The 18,289-nt window shown below is 69.0% G+C and carries 18 protein-coding genes; 16 read left to right on the forward strand and 2 right to left on the reverse strand.

Annotated features, from left to right (window positions below; translation table 11 throughout):
* Window positions 1-6: 6 nt before the first annotated feature.
* Window positions 7-441: a thioredoxin fold domain-containing protein gene (locus AAAZ40_RS01715; protein WP_476660879.1), complete on the reverse strand. Its 435-nt coding sequence runs from the start codon at window positions 439-441 to the stop codon at window positions 7-9.
* A 154-nt stretch (window positions 442-595) separates the two neighbouring features.
* Here AAAZ40_RS01715 and AAAZ40_RS01720 point away from each other — a divergent pair, with 154 nt between their 5' ends.
* From AAAZ40_RS01720 to rnhA, 13 genes are all read left to right on the forward strand, one after another.
* On the forward strand, window positions 596-1,051 hold the full coding sequence (locus AAAZ40_RS01720; RefSeq protein WP_476660880.1) for a PTS sugar transporter subunit IIA: 456 nt from the start codon (window positions 596-598) through the stop codon (window positions 1,049-1,051).
* Entirely contained in the window at window positions 1,020-1,289 is a 270-nt protein-coding gene (locus tag AAAZ40_RS01725; RefSeq protein ID WP_476660881.1) for an HPr family phosphocarrier protein, read from the forward strand. The genes AAAZ40_RS01720 and AAAZ40_RS01725 overlap by 32 nt, the downstream gene beginning before the upstream one ends.
* Complete coding sequence (gene ptsP, locus AAAZ40_RS01730) at window positions 1,286-3,040, forward strand: phosphoenolpyruvate--protein phosphotransferase (RefSeq protein ID WP_476660882.1); 1,755 nt, start codon at window positions 1,286-1,288, stop codon at window positions 3,038-3,040. The genes AAAZ40_RS01725 and ptsP overlap by 4 nt, the downstream gene beginning before the upstream one ends.
* Before the next feature lie 291 nt (window positions 3,041-3,331).
* Entirely contained in the window at window positions 3,332-5,494 is a 2,163-nt protein-coding gene (locus tag AAAZ40_RS01735) for a type I secretion system permease/ATPase (RefSeq protein ID WP_476660883.1), read from the forward strand.
* Window positions 5,494-6,915, forward strand: a complete 1,422-nt coding sequence (locus AAAZ40_RS01740) for an HlyD family type I secretion periplasmic adaptor subunit (RefSeq protein ID WP_476660884.1) — start codon at window positions 5,494-5,496, stop codon at window positions 6,913-6,915. The genes AAAZ40_RS01735 and AAAZ40_RS01740 overlap by 1 nt, the downstream gene beginning before the upstream one ends.
* Before the next feature lie 21 nt (window positions 6,916-6,936).
* Window positions 6,937-7,602: a helix-turn-helix transcriptional regulator gene (locus AAAZ40_RS01745; RefSeq protein WP_476660885.1), complete on the forward strand. Its 666-nt coding sequence runs from the start codon at window positions 6,937-6,939 to the stop codon at window positions 7,600-7,602.
* Window positions 7,599-7,871, forward strand: coding sequence for a hypothetical protein (locus AAAZ40_RS01750; RefSeq protein WP_476660886.1), 273 nt, complete (start codon window positions 7,599-7,601; stop codon window positions 7,869-7,871). Before AAAZ40_RS01745 ends, AAAZ40_RS01750 begins: the two co-directional genes overlap by 4 nt.
* A gap of 62 nt (window positions 7,872-7,933) precedes the next feature.
* Window positions 7,934-8,737 (forward strand): MlaE family ABC transporter permease, encoded by an 804-nt coding sequence (locus tag AAAZ40_RS01755; protein WP_476660887.1) that lies wholly within the window; start codon window positions 7,934-7,936, stop codon window positions 8,735-8,737.
* 16 nt (window positions 8,738-8,753) lie between these two features.
* The gene (locus tag AAAZ40_RS01760) at window positions 8,754-9,752 is read left to right on the forward strand and encodes an MlaD family protein (protein WP_476660888.1); all 999 of its coding nucleotides are present in this window, start codon (window positions 8,754-8,756) and stop codon (window positions 9,750-9,752) included.
* Window positions 9,752-10,546, forward strand: coding sequence for a hypothetical protein (locus AAAZ40_RS01765; RefSeq protein WP_476660889.1), 795 nt, complete (start codon window positions 9,752-9,754; stop codon window positions 10,544-10,546). The genes AAAZ40_RS01760 and AAAZ40_RS01765 overlap by 1 nt, the downstream gene beginning before the upstream one ends.
* A 157-nt stretch (window positions 10,547-10,703) precedes the next feature.
* Complete coding sequence (locus AAAZ40_RS01770; protein ID WP_034114296.1) at window positions 10,704-11,654, forward strand: hypothetical protein; 951 nt, start codon at window positions 10,704-10,706, stop codon at window positions 11,652-11,654.
* Between the two features lie 46 nt (window positions 11,655-11,700).
* Window positions 11,701-12,537, forward strand: coding sequence for a class I SAM-dependent methyltransferase (locus tag AAAZ40_RS01775; RefSeq protein ID WP_476661661.1), 837 nt, complete (start codon window positions 11,701-11,703; stop codon window positions 12,535-12,537).
* Complete coding sequence (rnhA, locus tag AAAZ40_RS01780) at window positions 12,534-12,986, forward strand: ribonuclease HI (protein ID WP_476660890.1); 453 nt, start codon at window positions 12,534-12,536, stop codon at window positions 12,984-12,986. The genes AAAZ40_RS01775 and rnhA overlap by 4 nt, the downstream gene beginning before the upstream one ends.
* On the opposite strand, the gene rfaH is transcribed toward rnhA, so the two are convergent.
* The gene (gene rfaH / locus AAAZ40_RS01785) at window positions 12,983-13,480 is read right to left on the reverse strand and encodes a transcription/translation regulatory transformer protein RfaH (RefSeq protein WP_476660891.1); all 498 of its coding nucleotides are present in this window, start codon (window positions 13,478-13,480) and stop codon (window positions 12,983-12,985) included. The genes rnhA and rfaH overlap by 4 nt on opposite strands.
* Window positions 13,481-13,848: 368 nt before the next feature.
* On the opposite strand from rfaH, the gene AAAZ40_RS01790 reads away from it, so the two are divergent.
* The 3 genes from AAAZ40_RS01790 to AAAZ40_RS01800 all read left to right on the forward strand — a co-directional run bounded on the left by AAAZ40_RS01790 (window position 13,849) and on the right by AAAZ40_RS01800 (window position 18,210).
* Window positions 13,849-14,928, forward strand: a complete 1,080-nt coding sequence (locus AAAZ40_RS01790; RefSeq protein ID WP_476660892.1) for a 6-pyruvoyl trahydropterin synthase family protein — start codon at window positions 13,849-13,851, stop codon at window positions 14,926-14,928.
* Window positions 14,925-15,569, forward strand: a complete 645-nt coding sequence (gene queE, locus AAAZ40_RS01795; RefSeq protein WP_476660893.1) for a 7-carboxy-7-deazaguanine synthase — start codon at window positions 14,925-14,927, stop codon at window positions 15,567-15,569. The genes AAAZ40_RS01790 and queE overlap by 4 nt, the downstream gene beginning before the upstream one ends.
* A 511-nt stretch (window positions 15,570-16,080) precedes the next feature.
* Entirely contained in the window at window positions 16,081-18,210 is a 2,130-nt protein-coding gene (locus AAAZ40_RS01800; protein WP_476660894.1) for a ribonuclease catalytic domain-containing protein, read from the forward strand.
* The last annotated feature ends 79 nt before the right edge of the window (window positions 18,211-18,289 follow it).

Here is an 18,289-nt window from a genome sequence, read left to right on the forward strand (position 1 = left end):
CTGTGATCAACGGGCCTGCGCCATGGCGGCACGCGCTTGCGCCAGCCGCTGCTCGAGGTAGGCCCCATAAAACTCCGGTACCGCAACGCCCTCGAGCCGCTGCGCCACTTCGCGTCCGTTGGCGTCAAAAAACAGCAGCGTAGGCGCGATGCGCACCCCCCACTGGCGCGAAAGCGCGCGCGCGGTGCTGCTTTGGCCCTGAAAATCCAGCAGCGCCGTGTGCCGATCCAGCATGTTGATCTGCAGCGCGTGCAGTTCGCCACGGCGATTCAGTGGCAACAGGTAGTGGTTGCGCACCAGCTCGCAAAAGGCGCAGTTGTCGATGGTCACCATCAGCACCAGTGGCCGCTGAAGGGCCTGCGCCTGCAGCGCCGCCGCGCGCAGGGAGGCAGGCACGGGCAGGCTGGTGTGGGGGCGGCCGACGGTGGCGGAGGTGCTCATGTTCAAGTGCGTACTGTAGCGCGGTTGAAACATTGGTGGCGGCTGGAGCATAAAAGTTCGACGCGACCGGGTGTGCTGTGTGGGCCCCGCGCAGGTGCGCCAGGGCCGAAGGGCAGGCTGGGGCGGTGGCCGTGCGCATCGCATAATCGCCCCCATGAACGGCATCATCGTCATCGCCCACGCGCCGCTGGCTTCGGCCTTGCGCGAGTGCGTGCTGCACGTGTTCCCCGATGCCGCGCCCTGTGTGCAGGCGCTCGACATCCCCGCGCAGCAAACGCCCGAGACCAGCCTGGCGCAACTGCACGCGCTGCTGAGCGCATCCGGCGCCAGCGCACACCTGCTGCTGACCGACCTTGTCGGGGCCACGCCGTGCAACGTGGCCAGCCAGGCCACCGATGGCGTGCACACGCGGCTGCTGGCCGGGGTCAATCTGCCCATGCTGCTGCGTGCGGTCTCGTACCGCCATGAAGCGCTGGACACCCTGTGCGAACGCGCCCAGCAAGGCGGCACCCTGGGCGTGCTGGTGCTGCCAGGCAGCCTCGCACAGGCACAGCAACGCTCTCATACCAGCCCGACCCATGCTCAAAACCAGCGCGACCATCAGCAATAAACTCGGGCTGCACGCCCGCGCCTCGGCCAAGCTCACCAAACTGGCCGGGCAGTACACCTGCGAGGTCTGGATGAGTCGGGGCGGGCGGCGCATCAACGCCAAGAGCATCATGGGTGTGATGATGCTGGCCGCAGGCCTGGGGTCGCAGGTGGAAATCGAAACCGATGGCCCCGACGAGCGCGAGGCCATGCAGGCGCTGCTGGCCTTGATCGACGACAAATTCGGAGAGGGCGAATGACTTTCAGCGTGCATGGACAAGCGGTTTCGCGCGGCGTGGCGATTGGCCGCGCGGTGCTGGTGACCTCCAGCCGCATCGACGTGGCGCACTATTTTGTCGCCGCCGAGCAGGTGCGCGCCGAGCTGGGGCGCTTGCGCGAGGCGCGCGATGCGGTGATCGCCGAAATCGAGCGCGTGCAGCGCAGCCTGCACGAAAGCGCGACCCTCGAGGCGCACCCCGAACTCACGGCCTTGCTCGACGTGCACCTGATGCTGCTGCAGGACGTGCAGTTGCAAGAAGGCGTGGCGCACTGGGTGCAAGAGCGGCGCTACAACGCCGAGTGGGCGCTGACGGCGCAGCTCGAGCTGGTGGTCAAGCAGTTTGACGACATGCAAGACCCCTACCTGCGCGAGCGCAAGGCCGATTTTGAGCAGTTGGTCGAGCGCATGCTGCAGCACATGCGCGGTTCGGTCTCGCCGATGGCGGTGGCGCTGCCCACCACGGCGGCGCAGATGGTCAGCCACAACAGCAAAGACCCGCTGGTGCTGGTGGCGCACGACCTCTCGCCGGCCGATACGCTGCAGTTCAAGCACAGCGTATTCGTCGGTTTTGTCACCGATGTCGGCGGCAAGACCAGCCACACGGCGATCGTGGCGCGCAGCATGGACATCCCGGCTGTGGTGGGCGCGCGCGGCGCCAGCCAGATGGTGCGCCAGGACGACTGGGTGGTGATCGACGGCGACGCCGGGGTGCTGATCGTCAACCCCTCCGACATCGTGTTGGCCGAATACGGCTTCAAGCAGCGTCAGGGCGAAGTCGAGCGCCAGCGGCTGGCGCGCATCAAGAACACCCCGGCCGTGACGCTCGACGGCGAGCGCGTGGAGCTGTTGGCCAACATCGAGCAGCCCTCGGACACGCTGCCGGCGCTGGCCGTGAGCGCGGTCGGGGTGGGGCTGTTTCGCACCGAATTTCTGTTCATGGGCCGCGCCCACGGCAAGCTGCCCGACGAGGACGAGCAGTACGAGGCCTACCGCAGCGCGGTCGAAGGCATGCATGGGCTGCCGGTGACCATACGCAGCGTCGATGTGGGGGCCGACAAGCCGCTCGACCGCAGCCGCGTCGACGAACACCTCAACCCGGCGCTGGGGCTGCGCGCGATCCGCTGGAGTCTGTCGGAGCCGGACATGTTCCTGACGCAGCTGCGCGCGGTGCTGCGCGCGGCCGCGCACGGCAAGGTCAATTTGCTGATCCCCATGCTGGCGCACCTGCGCGAGGTGCAGCAGGTCAGAACGCTGCTGGCCAAGGCGCGGGCGCAGCTCGACGCCAGCGCGGCCGTGCACGGGCCGGTGCGCCTGGGGGCGATGATCGAAATCCCGGCGGCGGCCCTGGCGCTGCGGCTGTTCATGAAGCACTTCGATTTTTTCTCGGTCGGCACCAATGACCTGATCCAGTACACGCTGGCCATCGACCGCGTCGATGAGAGCGTGGCGCACCTGTACGACCCGCTGCACCCGGCCGTGCTGCAGTTGGTGGCGGGCATCATCGCCGAATGCCGCGCCCAAGGCAAACCGGTGAGCGTGTGCGGCGAAATGGCCGGCGACCCCACCATGACGCGGCTGCTGCTGGGCCTGGGGTTGCGCAGCTTTTCCATGCACCCGAGCCAGATCCTGGCCGTCAAGCAACAGGTGTTGCGCGCCGACACGCGCAAACTGCAGCTCTGGGCGCGGCAGGTCGTCGAGAGCGAAGACCCGGCGACGCAGATGGCCGACTGAAATGGGCCCCCACGCTCGCTGCGCTCGCTGCCCCCCGAGGGGGCGCTCAGTGGCTTCGGGCGGCCGGGCGCCACTGATGAAATGGGCCCCCACGCTCGCTGCACTCGCTGCCCCCCCGAGGGGGCGCTTCAGTGGCTTCGGGCGGCCGGGCGCCACTGGGGCGCCAGATTGCGTTTTTATCAATAGCCTCGGTTTTGCGCTACACTGCACACCGATTGAAGTCAAGGACTGCAGGCTGCGCTGCGTTCGGCGTCAGGGATGCCGATGTGCCCAAGCCCTCACGGAGTGGAAATGACCCCAGACACCGCCCTGCCGCTGCCAGAGCAGCCGGCAGCGCCTGAGCGCGACGACCTGTTGCACTGCCTGATCGTGCTGGCGCGCCTGCACGGGCAGGCGCTGACGCGCGACGGCGCCTTGGCCGGCCTGCCGACCCCAGACGGGCGGCTGACGCCGTCGCTGTTCGAGCGCGCCGCGCACCGCGCTGGCTTGAGCAGCAAGCTGGTGCGTCAGCCCATCGCCAAACTGCGCGCCGAGCTGCTGCCGGCGGTGCTGCTGCTCGATGGGCAGTCGGCCTGTGTGTTGCTCGAGCGCAGCGCCGACGGCGCCAGCGTGCGCGTGATTTTCCCCGAGCTGGGCGAGGCGGTGCTCGATCTGCCCACGGCGCAGATCGAGGCCCGCTACAGTGGCCGCGCCCTCTACGCCCGGCCGCGCACCCGCTACGACGCGCGCACCCCAGTGGTCAAGGCGGTGCGCGGCGAGCACTGGTTCTGGGGCGTGATCGCCGAAAACCGGCGCCTGTACCGCGACGTGCTGCTGGCGGCGTTCCTGACCAATCTGTTCGCGGTCGCCATGCCGCTGTTCATGATGAACGTCTATGACCGCGTGGTGCCCAACCAGGCTTTCGACACCCTGTGGGTGCTCTCGGCCGGTATCGCCATCATCGTGCTCGGTGACCTGATGCTCAAGGTCATGCGCAGCCGCTTCGTGGACTTGGCCAGCAGCCGCGCCGACGTCAAGCTGTCGGCCTTCATCATGGAGCGCGTGCTGGGCATGCGCATGGAGCAGCGCCCAGCCTCGGCCGGCTCCTTCGCCGCCAATCTGCGCGCCTTCGAGTCGGTGCGCGACTTCATTGGCTCGGCCACCGTGGTGGCGTTCATCGACCTGCCTTTTGCGCTGATCTTTTTCCTCGTGATCGGCTGGATCGCGCCGGCGATGCTGGTGCCCCTGTTCATCGGCGCGGCGGTGTTGCTGCTCTACGCGCTGGCCGTGCAAGGGCGCATGCACACCCTCACCGAAACCACCTACCGCGCCAGCGCGCAGCGCAACGCCACCCTGATCGAGGGCCTGGTCGGTTTCGAGACCCTGAAGGCGCTCGCCGCCGAAGCCCCGATCCAGCGCAAATGGGAGCAAAGCGCAGCCCTGCTGGCGCGGGTCGGGGCGCAGTTGCGGCTGCTCTCGGCCAGTTCCAGCCACACCGCAGCCTTTGTGCAAGGGTCGGTGACGATCGCCATCGTCATCCTGGGGGTCTATCTGATCGGTGCGCGCGAGCTCACCATGGGCGGGCTCATCGCCTGCTCGATGTTGGCCTCGCGTGCCATGGCGCCGATCGGCCAGGTGGCCGGTTTGCTGGTGCAGTACCACACCGCTTCCACCGCCCTGAGTTCGCTCGAAGAGGTGATGCAGCGCGAAGTGGAGCGCCCCGACGGCGCCAACTTCATCGCCCGCGGCCGGATCGAGGGCGCGATCGAGTTCAAGGACGTCTCGTTCAACTACCCCGGCCAGAGCAACGCCACGCTGCGCAACGTCAGCTTTCGCCTCAAGGCCGGCGAGCGCGTGGCCATTCTGGGGCGCATCGGCTCGGGCAAGACGACGCTGGAAAAGCTCATCCTTGGCCTGTACCGGCCCACCAGCGGCGCGGTGCTGATCGACGGCATCGACTTGCGCCAGCTCGACCCGGCCGAGTTGCGCCGGCACATCGGCTACGTGCAGCAGGACGTGATGCTGTTTTACGGCAGCTTGCGCGACAACATCACGCTGGGCGCGCCGCTGGCCGACGACGCCGACGTGCTCAAGGCCGCCACCCTCAGCGGCATCGTGGACCTGGTCAACCAGCACCCCGAGGGTTTCGACATGCTCGTCGGGGAGCGCGGCGAATCGCTCTCGGGCGGCCAGCGCCAGGGGGTGGCGATCGCCCGCGCGGTGATCAACGACCCGTCGATTTTGCTGCTCGATGAGCCCACCTCCTCGATGGACCACTCGAGCGAGGAGGACATCAAGAAACGCCTGCAGCAGTTTGTGCCCGGCAAGACCGTGGTGCTGGTGAGCCATCGAACTTCCTTGCTCGATCTGGTCGAACGCATCATCGTCATGGACGCAGGCCGGATCGTCGCCGATGGCCCCAAAGAGCAGGTGATTCAGGCGCTGCGCCAAGGTCGGATCGGAAAGGCGGCGTGATGAGCGATCTCGAGCAAAAAACCTTTGAACGCATCGGCCAGGCCACCAAGGCCGGTGAGCGCGTGGGCAACCCCGTGTTTGGCAAGTTGGCGCAGCGGCTGGCGCGCGACGACGAGCCCGCTGGCGACGCGCTCGACTGGGCTGCAGACGCCGATTGGGCCCAGTTGCAACAAGAGCCCCTGCGCGCGCGCCGCCTGTTGCGCTGGAGCGCCGTGCTGGTGCTGCTGCTGGTGCTGTGGGCGTCGGTGGCCCAGGTCGATCAGGTGACCCGCGGCGAAGGCCGGGTGGTGCCCAGCCAGCAGGTGCAGATCGTGCAAAGCGTCGATGGCGGGGTGGTGAACGAAATCCTGGTGCGCGAAGGCCAGGAGGTGCAGGCCGACCAGGTGCTGCTGCGCGTGGATCCGACGCGTTTTGCGGCCAACTTGGGCGAAACCCGGGTGTCGCAACTGGCGCTCGAGGCCAGGGCCGAGCGCTTGCGGGCGCTGATCCAGGGCCGCAGCTTCAACCCGGCCGTGGCATTGGAGCGCGAGGCCCCGGCCATCGTGGCCCAGGAGCGCAGCCTGTTCGAGTCGCGCCGGGCCGAAATCAGCGCCCAGATCTCCATCACCCAGAGCCAGTTGCTGCAGCGCCGGCAAGAGCTCACCGAGGCCCAATCCCGGCGCGACGCCGCCGCCAGCAGCTTGAGCCTGGTGCAGCGCGAGCTGGCCGCCACGCGCCCGCTGGTGGGCAGCGGCGCGGTGTCCGAAGTCGAGGTGCTGCGCCTGGAGCAGCAGGTCTCGCGTCTGGTGGGCGAGCGCGACCAAGCGGCGGCGCAGATCTCGCGCGTGCAGGCGGCCATCACCGAGGCCCAGCGGCGCATCGAAGAAGTGCAGCTCACGGCGCGCAACCAGATGAGCGCCGAACTCTCCGACACCATGAGCCGCCTGTCCACTCTGGCTGAAGGCGGGCGCGCGCTCGAAGACCGGGTGGTGCGGGCCGACATCCGCTCGCCCCTGCGCGGCACGGTCAGCCGCCTGCACGTCAACACCTTGGGCGCGGTGGTGCAACCCGGGCGCGAGGTGGTGGAAATCGTGCCGCTGGATGACGCCCTGATTCTGGAAGCGCGCATCGCACCGCGCGACATCGGCTTTCTGCGCCCCGGCCTCGAGGCGATGGTCAAGTTCACCGCCTACGACTTCGCCATTTATGGCGGCCTGCAAGCCGATGTTGTGCACATCGGCGCCGACACCGTGATCGACGAGCAGGGCAACGCCTTTTTCGTCGTGCGCTTGCGCACCCGCCAAGCGACGCTGGGCGAGGGCCTGCCGATCATCCCCGGCATGGTGGCGCAAGTCGATATCCTGACCGGCAAACGCACGATTCTGAGCTATCTGCTCAAGCCCGTGTTGCGGGCCAAAGAAAACGCCCTCTCCGAACGCTGACACCATACGCCAGGGATCCGCATGAGCCAAGCCTATTTTTTGGTCCATTCCGCTGCCGCCAATCAGGCCTTGCCGACCCCATCCGAGCGCTGGGTGCAGGCCTTTGCCGAGGGGCGGTGGGTGACTTGGAGCCATTTGCTGGCGCTGGTGCGTCCGGGCGATACGGTCTGGATGCCGGTGAGCCAGCCGCAGTGGCCGGCGCGCATCGCCGAATTGCTGGTGCAGCGCCCGGGTTGTCTGGTGGTGGTGCTCAGCAGCGTGCCCGAAGACGCCGAAGGCTTGCGCGCGCTCGATGCCGGTGCCCGCGGCTACTGCCATTTGCAGGCCGTGCCCGCGCTGCTGCGCGAAGTCGAGCAGGTGGTGGTGCACGGCGGGCTGTGGGTCGGGCCCAGCCTGGTGCAGCGCCTGGTGGCCGCGACGCGCGAGCTGGTGCAGCGGCACCCGGGTTCGGGCACCGGCGCGGGTTGCGATCTGTCGGCCCTGTCGGAGCGCGAGGCGCAAGTGGCGCGCGCCGTGGCCTTGGGCAAGAGCAACAAGGAAGTGGCTGAGCAGTTGTACATCTCGGAGCGCACCGTCAAGGCCCACCTGGGGGCCATTTTTGACAAGCTGGGCGTGCGCGACCGGGTGCAGTTGGTGCTACGGCTGCAAAGCAACTCGCCGGCCGACGCGCCCGGGGTGCGCCCATGAGCCCGCCGCCCGCGCTGCTGACCGACGAAGACGCCGTGCCGCCGCCGCAGCAGCAGGCAGACCAGCAGGGCCAACGCGAACTGGCCGCGTCGGACAGCGGCTTGGCGCGCGTCACCGAAGACCTGATCGACATCCTGATTCTGCGCGGCGTGATCCAGTTCACCGACTTTCCGCCCGCCGCGCAGGCCAAGCTGCTGTCGCGCCGCCAGACCCGTGCCACCCTCAGCCGCCGGCTGCGCCTGCTCGACGAACACGGCGACACGCTCTGAGCGGCTCGATGCCGCTCGGGCGCACCGTGGCGGGCGCCAGCGCACCACGTTAAGATCCAGGCATGGTGTGGCTGGAGCAATTTTTCGCGCTGCTGGCGGGCTTGGCTCGCGGGCTCGGGCGTTGGTGCCTGAACTGGTGGCGCATCATCCACTTGGGGGCGGTGATTTTGGTGTTGGCGCTGTCGCCCTCGAGCTACAGCCGGCAGCGCTGGCCGGTGCTTGCCACGCACGTTTACCAAGCCACGGCGCCGGTGCTGCTGTGGTTCATCGCCTTGTCGGCGCTGTTTGGCGTGGTGCTGATCCGCATCGTCGTCGTCACGGCCACCGGCATGGGGCTGTCGCAGTACGCGGTCGAGATGGTGGTGCGGGTGCTGGTGCTCGAGCTCATCCCGCTGGCGGCGGCCTTGTTCGTGGCCTTGCGCTGCAGCATCGGGCAGGCCGGCGAAATTTTGAGCCTGCGCCGCCAGGGGGTGTTCGAGCAATTGCAAGCCGAGGGCAAAGACGCCCTGCACTGGCTGGTGCTGCCGCGTGCGCTGGCGGGTATCTTTGCCGTGTTCACGCTCGTGGCGCTGAGCGCGCTGGTGTCGCTGCTGTTGGCTTATCTGAACATCTACGGCCTCAGCCCCTGGGCCTTCGACGCCTACCTGCACCTGGTCGGGCGCGTGTTCAGCCCCGAGGTGACGCTGATCTTCGCCTTCAAAACCTTTTTCTTTGCCCTCACGGTGGCGCTGGTGCCGCTGGCCTCGAGCCTGTACGATCCGGTCGATCCCGGGCAGCGGGCCAGCACCGAACTGCAGCTCCTGATGCGCCTGTTCATGGCCCTGCTGCTGATTCAGCTGGTTTCGCTGTTGGGCAACTACGCCTGAGAGGCTGAAGGAACCCATGAGCACCGAAGACACCGACACCGTCGAACGCACCATCCGCCAGGCGCGTGTGCAGCACGTCGAGTTCAAGGCCGCGGTCCTGCTGGCGCTGCTGCTGGCGCTGCTGCTGGGCGCGGCCGCGTTTTTGCTGTACGCACGCGGTGCCTTTGAGCCCACCCAGGAACTGGTGCTGATCGCCGACGACTCCGAGGGGGTGTCGATCGGCATGGACCTGACCTTCTCGGGTTTTCCGATCGGGCGCGTGCGCCGCGTCGGGCTGGGTGACGATGGCAGCGTGCGCATCTGGGTCGATGTGCGCAGCAGCGAGGCGCGCTGGTTGCGCGAAAGCAGCGTCTTCACCCTCGAGCGCAGCCTCGTGGGCGCGACCCGTTTGCGCGCCTTCACCGGCGTCATGGAAGACCCGCCGCTGCCCGACGGCGCCGAGCGCACGGTGCTCAAGGGCGACGCCATGGCCGATTTGCCCCGCATCGTGATCCAGATTCGCGACCTGATGCACAACCTTCAGGGCATGACCGCCGAGCAGGCGCCGCTCAACGCCAGCTTGCGCAACGTGCAGCGCGCCAGCGAAACGCTCACCGGGCCGCAGGGCGCACTGGGGCTGCTGGTGGGCAATGCCGAGGACCGCGCGCGCTTCATGCAGGTGCTCGACGAGAGCAACGCCTTGCTGCGCCGCCTCGAGGCGGTGGCGGCACGCGCCGAGGCGCTGGTGGGCAATGCCGACCAGCGCGTGTTCGGGGCCGACGGGCTGATGACCGACACCCAGGCGGCGGTGCGCCAGATCGAAGGCTTGCTGGCCGATGCGCGCCAGTCGCTGCAAAAGGTCGATGCGGTGCTGGTCGAGGCCCAGGGCATCGCGCAAAACACGCGCGCCGCCACCGTCGATCTGGATCAGTTGCGCGTCGAGGTCGAGGCCAATCTGCGCCGCATCGACGCCCTGCTCAGCGACCTCAACCGCCGCTGGCCGTTGGCCCGCGACACCGAATTGAGGGTGCCCTGATGCCCACCCCCCACACCGCCGCACCGCACGCCCCAGCGCTGCGCTGCCAAGCCCAAAGCGCAGGCCAGCGGCTCGGCCTGTGGGTCTTGCTCGGGCTGCTGTCGTGGCTGCTGGCGGGCTGTGCCGCCGGGCCGCGCGTGCCCGATTGGCAGATTGAAGCCCACGGGGCGCAGCAGCGCGCCATTCGGGCCGAGCTAGAGGGCCGCCAACGGGTGGCCGAGCTGGAGTGGCAGCGCGCCCTCGAGGCCGCCCAGCGCACCGCGCGCGCCGACCAGATGGCGCGCTTGGCCCTGAGCCGCTGTGCCGTGGCCCAGGCAAGCCTCGATCTGGCCGAGCGCTGCGAGGCGGCGCAGCCCGTGCTGCCCCGCGCCGGCGCGGCCGAGCAAGCCTATGCCCGCTACCTGCTCGGGCAAGCGCAGGCCGCCGACCTCGAGTGGCTACCGAGCGCCCACCGGCCGACGGCGCGGCGCTTGCTCGAGCCCGCCGCCGCTGGCGAAGCCGCGGCGCTGCTGCGCGCCATCGACGACCCGCTGGCGCGCTTGGTGGCGGCCAGCGTGTGGCTGCGCGCGCAGCGGCTCGACCCCGAGGCGCTGGCGCTGGCGGTGCAGACGGCCTCCGAGCAAGGCTGGCGCCGGCCGCTGCTGGCGTGGCTGCGCCTGCAGGAGGACATGGCGCAGCGCCGCGGCGAGGCCGAACTGGCCGCTGCCGCGCAGCAGCGCATCGAGTGGCTCTTGGCTGCCCCCGCCGCACCAGCCACCCTCGCACCAGCCACCCCAGCGCGCAGCGGCCCCTGAACGCCATCCGCGCGCGGTTGCGGAACCTTTAGCCCGCTTTCGTGCCAAAATCACAGGGCTCATGCCCAAGCGGATGGCCCGATCCGGGCCTTTTTTACTTTATTGCATTAACTGGGCCGCTATGAAAACCAAATTTCACTTAAACAAAAGACCGTCGATGCGTCCTGCGTACGGTGCCGGCGCCAGAGCCGAGCTCGGCGTGGCGGTGGCTCTCATCGACGAACGCTACCTGCTCTGGTTGGCCAAGCAGCAGCCCAACCCGCCCAGCGAGGCGCTGCATCGGGGCTTGTACCAAGCGGTGTTTTCGCAACTGGCGCGGCACTGTGGCGCCGAAGCGGCCGTGTTGCGCAGCTACCTCTACACCGACCAGCAACCCAGCGAGCTGTGCGACGACCTGGTGGTGCGCATGGTGCCGGCCCACGCCAGCGACGGCGGCGCCGCGCTGGTGCGCGCGTTGGGTTTGGAGCTGACGCAACTGGCCAGCCGCGGCGGCTGCGCCATGGCGCTGCTGGCCAGCGACGACGAACGCCTCATCCCCTACATCGACGAAGCGCAGTGGCGCGGCCTCAAGGTGGTGATGGTCACCGACGCCTCGGCGCAGGACTTCGGCCTGCTGATGGGCCAGGACCCGAGCTGGGCACGGCTGCTGATGCAAGCCGATCGCCGCGTCAGCCTCAACGAGGCCGCTTGGGCGGCCCTGAGCCACGGGCAGTCTGAGGGCTTGGGCTATGTGCCCAACCGCGCGCCGCCAGCCGACCGACGTGAGTTCGAGCGCGAATCTGAACACGAACACGAGCCCGAGCACGGCTTCGCCTTGGCCGAGCCGGCCCATGCCGACCAGCAGCCCGATGGCGCGTGGCTCGAGCAGGTGCAGCAGGTGATCGACGAGTGGTGGCGCGAAGAAACCCCGCATGCGCGGCTCGACCTGTACGAAGAAATGCAAAACAGCCACGGCGTGCCGCCCGAGACCGACCGCCACCTGCTGCTGCGGGTGCGGCGGGGGCTGGGGCGCACGCTGAGCTTTCCCGAGAAAAAAGCAATGCGCGAAATGATCCGTGCGGCCGTGCTGGCGCAGTCGCCCGTGGCCGATGAAGCCGTTGACCTCTGACCCGCCACCGCCACCACTGGTCGCATCGGATGCCGACGGCCAGCAGCTGGCCGCGTGGCTGGCGAGCGTGGCCGGGCGCTACTTGCTGGCGTGGGAGCAGGAGCGCTTTGATGAGGCGGTGACCGACTGCTTCGGCTACCACGCCCTGCAACTGGGCTTGCCGCAGCTCGATGCCTTGCGCGCCAACCGCATGCCCAAGCGCTGGCTGGCGGTGCTCGAGCCGTCGATGGCCTCGGCGTGGCAGCGCCGGTCTGACCGGAACCATGAGGGCGCCCCGCTGCCACCCTGCAGCGCACGCGTGGCGCTGGTGACGCACGCGGCGGCGCTGCCCTTTGCGGAAAACACGCTCGATCTGGTCGTCCTGCCGCACACGCTCGAATTCAGCGCCGACCCGCATGCCGTGCTGCGCGAGGTGCAGCGGGTCTTGTTGCCCGAGGGTCGCCTGGTGGTCTGTGGCCTGAACCCGTGGAGCCTGTGGGGCTGGGGCCAGCTGCGGGCGCGCCTGTTGGGGCGCATGGGGCTCAAGCGCTGGCGCTGGGCGCGGCCGTTCCTGCCCGAGGCCGGCGAGTTCATCGGCCACCGCCGGCTGCGCGACTGGCTGCAGTTGCTGGGGCTGGAAGTCGAGTCGTGCCGCATGGGCTGTTACCGACCGGCGCTGCAGTCCGAGCTCTGGTTGCAGCGTTGCAGCTGGATGGAGCGGGCCGGGGCGCGCTACTGGCCCATTTTGGGCAACGCCTACTGCATGGTGGCCGTCAAGCGCGTGCGCGGGCTGCGTTTGCTGGGGCCGGCCTGGAAGCCCAAGCGGGTCGCGGCCGAGCAGGTGGCGGTGGCCCGTCAGGCCAGCGGCGCCCAGTTGGATGGCGAAGGCCAATCGCCCGCATGAACCGCGTGGTCATCTACACCGATGGGGCCTGCAAGGGCAACCCCGGACCGGGCGGCTGGGGCGTGTTGTTGCGCAGCGAGGCCGCCGTCAAAGAGTTGCACGGCGGCGAAGCGCAGACCACCAACAACCGCATGGAACTGACCGCCGTGATCCAGGCCCTGCAAGCCCTCAAGCGCCCCTGCCACGTCACCCTGTGGCTGGACAGCGAGTACGTGCGCAAAGGCATCACCGAATGGCTGCCGGGCTGGAAGGCCAAGGGCTGGAAGACGGCGGCGCGTCAGCCGGTCAAAAACGTCGATCTGTGGCAGCAGCTCGATGCCCTGGTGCAGCAGGGCGGGCACGAAATCGACTGGCGCTGGGTCCGGGGCCATGCCGGCGACCCCGGCAACGAGCGCGCCGACGCCCTGGCCAACCTGGGTGTGGCGCAGGCGCGCGCGGCGGCCCGTTAGCTGGCTTTGCGCAACGCGGTGGGCTCGAGCGGCACCCGCACCGGTTTGCAGAGCATTTCGATCAGCACCAGCACCCGGCGTTCGCCTTCAGCGATTTGGTACACCCCCTCGAGGCCAGCAAAAGGCCCCTGGGTGACGCGCACCCGCTCGCCGGCCTGAAACAGGGGCACGACCTGGCCACGCAGATGGTTTTCGTGCTGCCGCAGCTGTTCGACCAGCGCGCTGGGCACCTTGGCCGGCTCGCCGCCAAACGCCACCAGGCGGCTCACGCCCACGGTGGAGCGGATCGGGCCCCAGCTGCGGGATTGCAGATCGGTGTCGAGCTGGATGAACAGGTAGCGCGGAAACAAGGGCTCGTCGCAGGTGTCGAGCCTGGTGCGGCGCAGCTTCTCGGTGCGCAGCAGCGGCAGGTAGCAGCCAAAACCCTGGCGCTCGAGGTGCTCGAGCGCACACAGTTCCCTGCGCGGCTTGGTGTGTACAAGGTACCAGTGCAATGCCAACCCTCCGAAAAGCCACATTGTGCGCCAGATTCTAGCCTGCGCGACCCTGGCCTGCGCGACCCCCAACACCAGCGTAAAATCACCCCACGAGTGCCCGGCCTGTAAGCCGGCGCGCTGCTTCGATGGGTTCCCTCGCCCCCATCTCGAAAAAAAAGGACAGCCATGATTTTGCTCCCATCGGGTGCGCCCACCGCGCGGCCCTGCCCTTTGCCCGTTGTTCCCGCTCCATCCGCTTGGGTTGCGGCGCCGCAAATGCGCGCCGTAGCCCGCGCCACGGCGGTGCTTTGAGCCTTGCCGGCGGCGCCTGGGTGCGCCCCTTCGGGCAGGTCTCATGGCCTCTCAGTTTCCAAGCCACCATGTCCATGCTTCACCTCCACCACTGCGCCCAGGCCGGCTTTGAGGCCGCCCGGCAACTGCTGGGCCGCCCAGCGCCGCACCCGCAGGCGCGCCTGCATGGTCACAGCTTCGTGGCGCGGCTGCGCGCGCACATCGCGCCCGGCTGGGCCCTGTATCCGGGCACCGAAGTGGAGCAGTTGCAGCAGCACCTGGAGGCGGTGACGGCGGCGCTGGACCACCGCCTGCTCAACGACTGCTTGCCCGAACCCGATGACGCCGCGCTGGCGCGCTGGCTGCAGCAGCGCTTGCAACATGATGGCTTGCAAGGGGCCCAGGTCGGGCTGCAGAGCACGCCGCGCAGCGGCTGCACGCTCGACACCGGCGGCGGCGCGCACATCTGGCGGCGCTACCGCTTTGAGGCCGCGCACCAGTTGCCCCGCGTGCCCGCTGGCCACAAGTGCGGCCGCATGCACGGGCACGGCTTCGAGGCGCTGCTCCATGTGCGGGCAGATGGGGGCGAGGCGGCGGCTGGGGTGGCAGACGCCATCGAGCGCGCTTGGGCGCCGCTGCAGCAGCGCCTGCACCGGCAGTGCCTGAACGACATCCCCGGGCTGGAAAACCCCACCAGCGAGGTGCTGTCAGCGTGGTTGTGGCAGCAGCTCGTGCCGGCGCTGCCGGCCTTGAGCCGGGTCACGGTGTGCGAGACCGCCTCCTGCGGCGCCCGCTACGACGGGCAGCGCTACCGCATCTGGAAAGACCTGACGCTCGACAGCGCGCGGCGGCTGCGCCAGGCCCCGGCCGAGCACCCTTTGGCTGCCCTGTACGGGCACACCTACACGCTGCGCCTGCATCTGGGCGGTGAGCTCGATGCGGTGCAGGGCTGGACGCTGGATTTTGGCGACGTCAAGCGCCTGTTCGACCCGATTTTCAAAGCCCTCGACCACCAGCCTTTGCACGAGTTGGCCGAGCGCGCCGCGTTGCCCGACTGCGATTGCGCGAGCCTTGCCGGCTGGATTTTGCAGCAGGGGCGGCGCGAGCTGGCGGCGTTGGAGCGGGTCGATCTGTACCAGACGCCTGGCTGCGGCGCACAGGTGCGGCTGCCATGAGCTACAGCGTCAAAGAGATTTTTTACACCCTGCAAGGCGAAGGGGCGCAGAGCGGCCGCGCCGCGGTGTTTTGCCGCTTTGCCGGCTGCAACCTGTGGAGCGGGCGCGAGGCCGACCGCGCCAGCGCCCAGTGCCGCTTTTGCGACACCGATTTTGTGGGCACCGACGGCGCCGGCGGCGGCCGGTTTGCCAGCGCGCAGGCGTTGGCGCAGGCGGTGCGCAGCCACTGGCGCGGCGGCAGCGGCGCAGGAGCGGGGCGGCCGCTGGTGGTGTGCACCGGGGGCGAGCCTTTGCTGCAGCTCGACGCCGCGCTGATCGAGGCGCTGCACAACGAGGGCTTTGAGATTGCGCTCGAGACCAATGGCACGCTGGACCTGCCCGCGGGCCTGGACTGGGTCTGCGTCAGCCCCAAAGCCGGCACCGAGCTGCGCGTGCGGCGCGGCGACGAGCTCAAGCTGGTCTATCCGCAGCCCGGGGCCGAGCCCGAGCGCTTTGCGGCGCTGGATTTTGCCCACTTCTTTTTGCAGCCGCTCGACGGACCGCAGCGCGCCCAGCACACGCAGCAGGCGATCGCCTACTGCATGGCGCAGCCGCAGTGGCGCCTGTCGCTGCAGACGCACAAGTGGTTGGGCATACCCTGATAGGCTGTGGCCACTGCAGGCTGGGGGGCGGCTGCGGGGGGGCGGCTGCGGGGGCGGGCGGCGGGCGGGCTGGGTGCGCTCTTGCTTAGGCGTCCTGCGGCCGCAATGGCGCTGCGAGCGCACCCAGCCCACCCGCCGCCCTGGGGCTGGCCGCGCTGTTGCTTGGGCGTCCTTCGGCCGCAATGGCGCTGCGAGCGCACCCAGCCCACCCGCCGCCCTGGGGCTTGGCCGCGCTGTTGCTTGGGCGTCCTTCGGCCGCAATGGCGCTGCGAGCGCACCCAGCCCACCCGCCGCCCTGGGGCTGGCCGCGCTCTTGCTTGGGCGTCCTTCGGCCGCAATGGCGCTGCGAGCGCACCCAGCCCACCCGCCGCCCTGGGGCTGGCCGCGCTCTTGCTTGGGCGTCCTTCGGCCGCAATGGCGCTGGCCGTTAAACTCTGAGCCCACCCCCGCGCGGCTTGCAGCAGCCGGGGCTCTTGCTGCTCACCCCCATCCCCGCCCAGAAAGCCCCATTTTGTACGCCCTGTTTGACGAAGCCGGCAAGTTGCTCACCGGCCGCATTCTGTCTGAATCCGATGCCGCGCTGCAAGTCGAGCTTGAATCGGGCAAGCGCGTCAAGGTCAAGGCCGCCTTGGTGCTGCTGCGCTTTGCGCAACCCGAGCCGGCGGCGTTGCTGCAGGCGGCCGAGGCCTTGCGGCCGCAGATCGAGCTCGAGCTGGCGTGGGAGTTTGCCCCCGAGGCCGAGTTCGGCTTTGCCGAACTGGCGGCCGAGTATTTTCAAGACCCGCCCACGCTGGCGCAGCAGCTCGCGGCCTTGCTGCGCCTGAGCGAGGCCCCGCACTACTTTAGGCGCGCCGGCAAAGGCCGCTACAAAAAAGCCCCGGCCGAGGTGGTGCAGCAGGCGCTGGCGGCGATCGAGAAGAAAAAGCAGATTCAGGCCCAGACCGAGGCCTGGGCAGCCGATCTGGCTGCGGGCCTGTGCCCGCCGGCGGTGGCCCAGCAGCTCTACAAAATTTTGTTTCGGCCCGATAAAAACGCGCCCGAATACAAGGCCGTGGTGCACGCCGCGCGCAGCACCCACACCGCCCCGTTGCTGCTGCTGCAGCGCGCCGGCGCCATCCGCAACGCCTACGAGTTTCATTGGCAGCGCTTTTTGTTCGACCAGTTTCCCAAGGGCGTGGGTTTTGGGCCGCTGCCGTCCTTGCCGCCGCTGCCCGAGGGCTTGCCGCTGGCGCCGGTGCAGGCGTTTTCGATCGACGACTCGGGCACCACCGAGATCGACGACGCCCTGAGCCTGCAGGGCCTGGGCAGCGCCGAGGTCACGCTGGGCATCCACATCGCGGCACCGGGGCTGGCGATCGAGCCCGGCAGCGCGCTCGACGAGGTGGCGCGCCAGCGCCTGTCCACGGTCTATATGCCGGGGCACAAAATCACCATGCTGCCCGATGGCGTGGTGAAGGCCTACACGCTGGATGCCGGGGGCGCGCGCCCGGCGCTGTCGCTGTATCTGCGCCTCGATGCCGCCACGCTCGAGCTGCAGGGTTTCGAGACGCGCATCGAGCAGGTGCCTATTGCGCACAACCTGCGCCACGACCAGATCGACCAAGGCGTGACCGCTGCTTGGCTGCAAGACCCTGCGGCCGAGGCCGGCGCGCCGCTGCCGCAAGAGGTGCTGGCGTTGCGAGCCGAATTGGCTTTTCTGTACCGGCTGGCGCTGCACTGCAAAGCCCGGCGCGAGCTGGTGCGCGGCAAACCCGAGACCTTCACCCGCCCCGATTACACCTTTGATCTGAAAGATGTGCCGCCCGAGGGCCCGACGGGTGAGGAGCGCGTGCAGATCGGCACCCGCAGCCGCGGCGCACCGCTGGACCTGATGGTGGCCGAGGCCATGATCTTGGCCAACAGCACTTGGGGCCAGTGGCTGGCCGACTGCGGCGTGCCCGCCATTTACCGCAGCCAAGCCAGCTTGGCGCCGGGCATCAAGGTGCGCATGGGGGCCAAGGCGCTGCCGCACGCCGGCCTAGGGGTGGCCTGCTACGCTTGGAGCAGCTCGCCGCTGCGCCGCTACACCGATCTGGTCAACCAGTGGCAGCTGCTGGCCTGCGCGCGCCACGGCAAGGCGGCCGCGCTGGCGGCGCCCTTCAAGCCGCGCGACACCGCTTTGCTGGCCATCATCAGCGCCTTCGATGCCACCTACACCAGCTACGCGCAGTTTCAAAACGCCATGGAGCGCTACTGGACGCTGCGCTACGTGCAGCAGCAGCAGATCGGCGAACTGAGCGCCAGCGTCATCAAAGACGGCTTGGTGCGCGCCGACACCCTGCCGCTGGTGCTGCCTGCTGCCGGCAGCGCCGGCCTGGAGCGCGGCACCCCGGTGCGGGTGCGGCTGGGCAGCATCGACCTGATCGGGCTCGAGCTCTCGGCCAGCGTGATCGAGCAGCTGGCGCGCACCGCGCCGGGCAGCCCCGAGGCCGATGCGCTGGAAGAGGACGGCGAGGACGGCGCGCCCGAGCTGGCACCGGCGCTGGCGCTGGCGGTCGATCTCGAGGATGACGCCGAGTCGGCGCTAGCGCAGCCGCTCGACTGCCCTGGCACCTCCGACGCCACGCAGGTCGGGGGGGCGCGCAACGAAGCAGCGCTGTAAGACCGTTCTGTGAGGCCTCTGTGGGGGATCATGGTGAGAGATCCTCTGGCTCAAAAGTGACACGGATGGGGTTGTCCGG

It is taken from the genome of Serpentinimonas sp. SMBJO2 (genome assembly GCF_056341105.1).